We start from the raw sequence: 7295 nt of genomic DNA, 5'->3' as shown, positions 1-7295 counted from the left end.
AGCAGTACGGCTACGCCACTGGCGCCATCATCTGCACCATCCAGCTTTTTAGTTTTATCAAACGCATCCTGGTCGGCAGTGGGGCGGGTATCCCAGTGGGCCAGCACCAGTATACGCTGGGTAGCGCCGGGGTTAAACACGCCTACAATATTGGTGCAGGGCAGCTGCACATTTTTAGGACCGGTTACGGTGGTGTTTTGCACATACACTGTATCGGCGAGGGGGCGCAGGGTTTGTATTAACCAGTCGGCACATTTCTTTTGTACCGGTGTGTTGGGGATACGGGGCCCAAAGGCTACCTGCTGCGCCGTATAGGCGTAAGCGGTATCTGCATTAAAGGTTGGTACTTTTACGGTAGATACGGTGGTGGTTTCGGCATTATTATCCCCGCTGCTGTCGTTGTTGGAGGAATGGCAGGCGCCCAGTAATAGAGTGGCGCCGGCAAGAATGGTCCAAAGTTTACGCATAATTACGATGGTAATAAATTTAAACAGGCGCCGCTTAAACGGCGCCTGTAATATAGTAGCTTATACAATGCTGTAGCTTACGCTACCGTCTTTTTCATCTTTTAGCTGTATGCCTACGGTCAGCAGCTGGTTACGGATCTTGTCGGAGGTGGCGTAATCTTTCCGCAGCTTGGCCTCTTTCCGCATTTCAATAAGCAGCTGCAAAGCGCCATCCAGCTTACTGTTATCCGTTACCTGCGACTCCGGCTGCAGGCCCAGGATGCCAATGAGGTATGTTTGCCAGGTTTTTTGCAACAGCTGGAAGGTGGCCTCGCTAAGCTCGTGCATTTTTATTTGCCCGCCTTTCAGGGAGTTGATCACCGGGGTAAGCTCAAACAGGTTGGCCAGCACCTTAGCGGTGTTCAGGTCATCATTCATAAACTCATCACACTCCCGGCACCATTGCTGCACCTGTTTATCCAGCTCCTCGTTCACTGCGCTGCCATTGCTTTCGTAAGTAAGCTTTTGCAGCACCTCGTATGCCGCCCATAAACGCTGCAAGCCCTTTTCCGCCGCCTGCAGGGCTTCATTAGAAAAGTCCAGCGTGCTGCGGTAATGTGTTTGCAGCACAAAAAACCGAATGGTCATTGGGCTGTAGGGCCTTTCCAGCAGGGGGTGGGTACCGGCAAATATTTCCGTGAGCTTAATAGTATTGTTATAGGCCTTTCCCATTTTACGGCCGTTAATGGTGATCATGTTATTATGCACCCAGTAACGCGCCATCAGCTCCCCGTGGGCTATTTCACTTTGTGCGATCTCGCACTCGTGGTGCGGGAACTGCAGGTCCATGCCGCCGCCATGAATATCGAACTGGTGCCCCAGGTACTTGCTGCTCATGGCAGAACATTCGATGTGCCAGCCGGGGAAACCCTCGCCCCAGGGGCTGCTCCAGCGCATGAGGTGCTCCGGCGGCGCTTTTTTCCAGAGGGCAAAATCCACCTTGTTATGCTTTTCATCCTGCGATTCCAGCTCGCGGGTGGTTTCCAGCATATCTTCCAGCACACGGCCGCTCAGCATGCCATAGTCGTACTTTTCCGCATACTTTTTTACATCAAAATATACGGAGCCATTCACCTCGTAAGCATAGCCTTTATCGATGATGTTCTGGATCATGGCTATCTGCTCCAGGATATGCCCGGTAGCAGTAGGCTCAATACTGGGCTCCAGGCAGTTGAACTGCAGCATAGCCCAGTGATACAGGTTGGTGTACTTCTGTACCAGCTCCATAGGTTCCAGCTTTTCCAGCAGGGCGCCTTTGGCAATCTTATCTTCCGCAGCGCGGCCTTCTTCCTCAAAGTGGCCGGCATCTGTAATATTACGTACATAACGCACCTTATAACCCAGGTGCTTCAGGTAACGGTATACCACATCAAAAGTGATATAGGGGCGTGCATGGCCCAGGTGCGACTCTCCGGAAACGGTAGGGCCGCAAACATACATGCCCACATGCCCGGGATATAAAGGGGTGAATACTTCCTTTTGGCGGTGTAATGTGTTATAGATCTTCAGGTCTGACATATTAGAAATATTTCCGGGATTGCAAAGATAAGGATTCGCAGTTAGCGTTAATAATTAGTAGCAGGTTCTGTGATGGCCGGTGAAAGGCCTGCTGCTACTTTTTAAGGGTAATGTTGGCAATAACGGGATAGTGATCGCTCAGATCAGAGTTGATCTTACGGAAACTATTGATGGTAAAGGCGTTACTAGGCAATATATAGTCAATACGCAGGGTGGGCGCCAGGCCGGTGAAAGTGCGGCCTATGCCGGTACCTTTTTCCAGGAACGCATCCTGCAGGCCGCCTTTAATGGTAAAATAAGTATAGGAGGCGGGGGTATCATTAAAATCGCCGCATACTACCACCGGGTAAGGGCTTTTCCGGATAAAATCCGCTACAATATCCGCCTGCCTGCCGCGCCGCTGAAAGGCCTCCCGCATTTTTTGCATAATGCCCTTGGTGGCTACCAGGCCGGTATCTTCCTGCTTTTTGATCTTTTCAATGGAGCGGTAATCCTTTTCATTGAACCGGTACGATTCCAGGTGCATATTAATAATACGGATGGTATCCGGGCTGCGCACAATATCCGCATAAACCATGCTTTCGCTGAAAGGCCCATCGGTTAGCTTTACCTTATCGGCCCGTATAATGGGGTAGCGGGAGTAAATGATAGAACCCCAGTGCTGCATGCCATCCCGGTTAAAATCACTGGAAAAGTAGCGGTAAGGCAGCTGCATTTCTATGGAAATATCTTCCCGGTTATTGAAGTCGTTCTTTTTCTCTGAAGTGTAAAAATCCTGGAAGCAGGCAATATCCGGGGCCTGTTTTTTAATAAGCGCAAACATGGCCTGCCGGTTATACTTACTATCTTTTTCACGGTACAACCCAAACAATCCAACGTTATAGCTCATAACCGTAAGGCTGCGGGGCGGGGCCGCAAACTGGTTTTGGGCAGAGGGCCAGTGAAAGGCCACAAAAGCGGTCATGGATTTCCATCCCAGGCCCAGGGCCAGCAGGGATAACAGGCAATACTTCACGTTAAATACCAGCCAGCAACAGAAACAAATGATCAGCAGCACCAGTAAGTAAGGGAATACCAGGGTGATGAAACTGATCGGCCACCAGCTAACAGGGGATACCCAGGGCGCCAGACAGGCCAGCAGGAAAAGGACTACTACTCCTATGTTGACGATCAGTAAAAAACCTTTTGTAAATATTCTAAGGAATCTCAAATTAGAACCAGACTCTTTTGGATAAAGATAGCGAAAAGCAGATCACTTCTTCAGGGAAAAGCCGGCCATTACCGGAAAATGCTCAAATGTAGCATTGCGAAAGGTTTGATAGCTATGGATGTTAAAGTGCGGTTGCGCCAGTATATAATCTATACGCAGGGTAGGCGACAGGAAAGAAAGCGTACGGCCCATACCACTGCCTTTTTCCAGGAATGCATCCTGCATATGCTGGCTAAGGGTGTAGTAGGTATAGGAAACCGGCGTATCGTTCATATCTCCGCAAACTATTGCCGGGTGCGGGCTTTCAGCAGCTAAGCGGTGCAGCAGCTCCGCCTGGTGGGCCCTTGCTGTAAAGGTATGCTTCATTTTAGCGGCCAGGGAGCGGGCGCCGGAAAGATGCGCATTGCTGCCATCCATTTTTTTTATCGCCTGCAGCTGCGCCAGCTCCGCAGGATTAAACATGTAGGAACGCAGCTGTGCAGTGTAGATCCTTACGGTATCGCCATAGATCAGCACATCTGCTTCCAGTATAGTGCTGCCGCTGCCGGCTTCACTGTAATAGCCACAGGGTATTTTGCGGGCCTGTATTACGGGGTAGCGGGAGAATAATGCGATGCCATAGTGCCAGGTGTTCCACTGCGTTTTATCGCCGGTAAAGTAGTGGTATGGATAGCCTAGCTGCTGCTGTATGGCAGCAACATTATTAGTGAGCTTGGGATCATCATTCGTATAGAATTCCTGCATGCACAGCACATCCGGACTGGCCTCGCGGATGGTATGAAAAATGGATGCATGCATTTCCTTATCCAGCTGGTATCCCTTAACACCCATGCTGCTGGTGTTAAAGGTCATTACGGTGAAGTTGGGCGCAGGCTGCCGGCCTATGGCCTGCTGCTGCGGCCAGCGTATGGAAAAGCTTACCAGCACTGCATTATAGCATATGATGATTGCACTAACAGAAAGCCAGTAATACCATTTTTTGTAAATGAGCCAGCAGAGAATGAAGGCCAGGTTCATAAACAATAACACGGGGAACATTAAACCGGCAAAACCGCTGGGCCACCAATGGTGCGGACTTAGGTAAGGTAACCAGGCCGATGTTAGTAAGGCAGTTACCAACAGGCAATTGATCAATAACAGTATGCGGGGAAGTATCTGCTGAAAAAAATTCATCGTATAGGCGGGGTTAATTCGCTATGCAAATTATAGCACAATTAATTAATTTCCAAATGGTTGGAGACCATTACAGCTATACGATATTAGAATAAAACTTGAATTATTTTTTCAGCTATCCTGTTGTTTACTGGCCCTTAAGAGGGTTTCCTGTTCTTCAGGTGTTAAGGCATGGATGCCCTGTTCATGAATTTTATCTAAAATTTCATTCAGGCGTTGTTCCGGTACTGCACCAACACGACGGTAAGGGTTGTTACCGCCAATGGAATTGCCCAGCCTTTTCCTTACCAGCGCAGCGGCTTCTTTGTGCTGCTGTTCTGCGGGGTGAAACAGGTGAGTGGCTTTATAGGTAAGCCGGTTTAAACCAGCGCCCCAGTCTTTCCCTTTTTTCCACTGCATCATATACAGGAAGCCGGTAAGGCCGCCACCCAGTAGTGCAGGGAAATAAGTTTGAGCATCGTCATTGGTGGAGAATATATGAGAGCTGATGTGCAGCGCTACAAATATGGTGGTAATGATCCATAAGGGAATACCACGGCCCAGCATAGGGAACAGGCGGTAGTTGGGGGCTACGGTGGTAACGCCAATGGCCAGGGCCATTACGCTGGCAGCAGCACCTATCATGCTGGCCTGCGGTAATATAGGCTCAAAGGCAGGAATAGCGTGCATACCCATTATGTAAAAGATAGCGCCGCATAAGCCGCCGTAAATATATAAAGGTAAAATGCGCTGATGGCCGGCTACATTCTGCAGCAAGGTACCAAAGCCCCACAGCCACACCATATTGCTGAAAACCTGCCATACGCTAACATGCGAGAACATAGAGGTAAGCAGCGTCCAGGGGCGGGTGAGCAAGCGTGCCGGGTTAGCCGGTAATGAGGCCCAGGCCAGCACGTCTTCATTAAACTGGGCAGTACTGTAGCCTTCCATGTTATAAATAACCCTGGTGAACAGCAGTAATATAAATAGGGTAAGGTTTACAACGAGCAGCTGGGTAACAATGTTCCGTTCTTCTCCTAGGGAGAGGCTGGGGATCCGTTCTTTTTCCACCGTTCTCATACTACGAATTGCTTTGTTATAAATTTACGATTAATAAAAATTCCGCCGGTTATTCCGGTTCCAGATCTTCAATAAAATGTACCCAAATATAACTCCACCCAGGTGGGCAAAGTGGGCTACATTATCGCCGGCAGAGTTTTGGATCCCTGAAACCAGCTCCAATACAATCCATATACCAACAAAGTACTTGGCTTTTATTGGGAACAGGAAATAAAGATAGATCAAGCTGTTCGGGAACAGGTATCCGAAGGCGAACAATATACCAAAAACCGCGCCGGAAGCCCCCAGCGTGGCTGTGTTACGGAATTCATTGGCAAATTGCTGTACGAACACCCGGGCTGTTTGTACCACTTCCGGGTTACCGGGCGCCTGTGCCAATGCGATCTTCATACTTTCCGGATTAAAGGTACCGGAGCCCAGGTCGTACTTACGATCCAGCAGGGCAAAGTTAGAATAGGAGGGGTCCTGCAGGAAAGCCTGCACATCGTGCGTAAGGCGCACATTATCGTAGGTAAGCACACCCATATGGCACATGGCTGCGCCTATACCGCAAATAGTATAAAAAATAAGGAACCGTTTAGGCCCCCATACATTTTCCAGCGTGGCGCCAAACATCCACAGGGTGAACATATTGGAGAACAGGTGCCCGAAAGAGCCATGCATGAAAAGATGGGTAATGATCTGGTGGGGGCGGAACAGATCTGAGCCCCAGTAATGCAGCGCAAACAAATTCTCCAGCCGGTTGCCCAGCATGGGATGTAGGGTTTCCTGTGCCAGGAACACCAAACCATTAATGATCAAAAGGTTTTTAATCACCAGGGGAAGGATCTCAAATCTGCCGGGCCTGAGTTCGTTCATAGTTTTATCGGATCGTTTATTAGTTGAGCTATGCTATCAGTTATTATCCTGTTTCTTTTCCAGCAACACTACGTTCTCAATATGGTGTGTATGCGGGAACATATCTACCGGCTGTACTTTGGCCACTTTATACAAGGTGCTAAGCAGGGCCAGATCCCTGGCCTGCGTAGCCGGGTTACAGCTTACGTATACAATTTTGGGCGCGGCTATCTGCAACAATTTGCTTACCAGCTTTTCGTGCATGCCTGCGCGTGGAGGGTCGGTGATCACCACATCCGGCTGCCCGTGCAGGGCAAAGAAATCATCATCACAGATATCCACCACATCTCCTGCAAAGAACTCCGCATTTTTTACCTGGTTACGGTCCGCATTTTCTTTGGCATCGTCAATGGCTTCTTTGATCAGTTCTATGCCAATGACCTTACGGGCTTTGCGCGATACAAAAATACCAATGCTGCCGGTTCCGCAATACAGATCGTACACAATTTCCGTTCCTGTTAAGGCGGCAAAATCACGGGTTACCTGGTACAGGGTTTCACCCTGGTAAGTATTGGTTTGGAAAAAAGACTTGGGGCCTATTTTGAAAACAAAATCTTCCAGGTTCTCTTCCACATATCCCTTCCCGTAGTAGGTTTTGGGTTCCAGGTCAAAGATACTATCATTCTTTTTAGGATTGATAGTATAAACGATGGTGGTAATGGCAGGAACGGCAGCCAGCAGGTGGTCCAGCAGGGCTTTGCGGGCCGTTTCATCCTCATGGTGAATAACCAGGTTCACCATTACCTCGCCGGTGGTGCAGATGCGCACTACCAGGTTCCGCAGCCATCCCTGCTGCGCCCGTATATCGTAAAAAGGAAGCTCATTGGCTTCTGCATAAGCGCGCACAGTATTGCGGATCAGGTTCACCGGCTCCTGCTGCAGGTGGCAGGTGTGAATGTCCAGCACCTTATCAAACAGGCGGGGTACATGAA

Annotated in this window: 7 protein-coding genes; all 7 read right to left on the bottom strand. The window is 49.4% G+C overall.

Going from position 1 to position 7295, the window contains the following annotated elements; translation table 11 throughout:
• A partial coding sequence (locus VIM87_RS15590; RefSeq protein WP_331997887.1) for a M28 family peptidase occupies positions 1–467 on the bottom strand: 467 nt, incomplete at its 3' end.
• 60 nt (positions 468–527) lie between these two features.
• A complete protein-coding gene (cysS, locus tag VIM87_RS15585; RefSeq protein ID WP_331997886.1) occupies positions 528–2024 on the bottom strand; it encodes a cysteine--tRNA ligase in 1497 nt (498 codons plus the stop codon).
• 94 nt (positions 2025–2118) lie between these two features.
• Positions 2119–3234: an endonuclease/exonuclease/phosphatase family protein gene (locus tag VIM87_RS15580; RefSeq protein ID WP_331997885.1), complete on the bottom strand. Its 1116-nt coding sequence runs from the start codon at positions 3232–3234 to the stop codon at positions 2119–2121.
• Between the two features lie 42 nt (positions 3235–3276).
• A complete protein-coding gene (locus tag VIM87_RS15575) occupies positions 3277–4407 on the bottom strand; it encodes an endonuclease/exonuclease/phosphatase family protein (RefSeq protein WP_331997884.1) in 1131 nt (376 codons plus the stop codon).
• Positions 4408–4518: 111 nt separating this feature from the next.
• Complete coding sequence (locus tag VIM87_RS15570) at positions 4519–5466, bottom strand: rhomboid family intramembrane serine protease (RefSeq protein ID WP_331997883.1); 948 nt, start codon at positions 5464–5466, stop codon at positions 4519–4521.
• Positions 5467–5496: 30 nt separating this feature from the next.
• The gene (locus VIM87_RS15565; RefSeq protein WP_331997882.1) at positions 5497–6324 is read right to left on the bottom strand and encodes a rhomboid family intramembrane serine protease; all 828 of its coding nucleotides are present in this window, start codon (positions 6322–6324) and stop codon (positions 5497–5499) included.
• 36 nt (positions 6325–6360) lie between these two features.
• On the bottom strand, positions 6361–7295 hold a 935-nt coding region (gene rlmD, locus VIM87_RS15560; protein WP_331997881.1), incomplete at its 5' end, for a 23S rRNA (uracil(1939)-C(5))-methyltransferase RlmD.

Source organism: Chitinophaga sp., assembly GCF_036569125.1.
In the GTDB taxonomy this organism is placed as follows: Bacteria; Bacteroidota; Bacteroidia; order Chitinophagales; family Chitinophagaceae; genus Chitinophaga.
This window is presented reverse-complemented; position numbering and strand designations above follow the sequence as displayed.

Coding starts and splice junctions, on each gene's coding strand:
- cysS (WP_331997886.1), bottom strand. CDS start 2,024: ATGTCAGACCTGAAGATCTATAACACATTACACCGCCAAAAGGAAGTA.
- VIM87_RS15570 (WP_331997883.1), bottom strand. CDS start 5,466: ATGAGAACGGTGGAAAAAGAACGGATCCCCAGCCTCTCCCTAGGAGAA.
- VIM87_RS15575 (WP_331997884.1), bottom strand. CDS start 4,407: ATGAATTTTTTTCAGCAGATACTTCCCCGCATACTGTTATTGATCAAT.
- VIM87_RS15565 (WP_331997882.1), bottom strand. CDS start 6,324: ATGAACGAACTCAGGCCCGGCAGATTTGAGATCCTTCCCCTGGTGATT.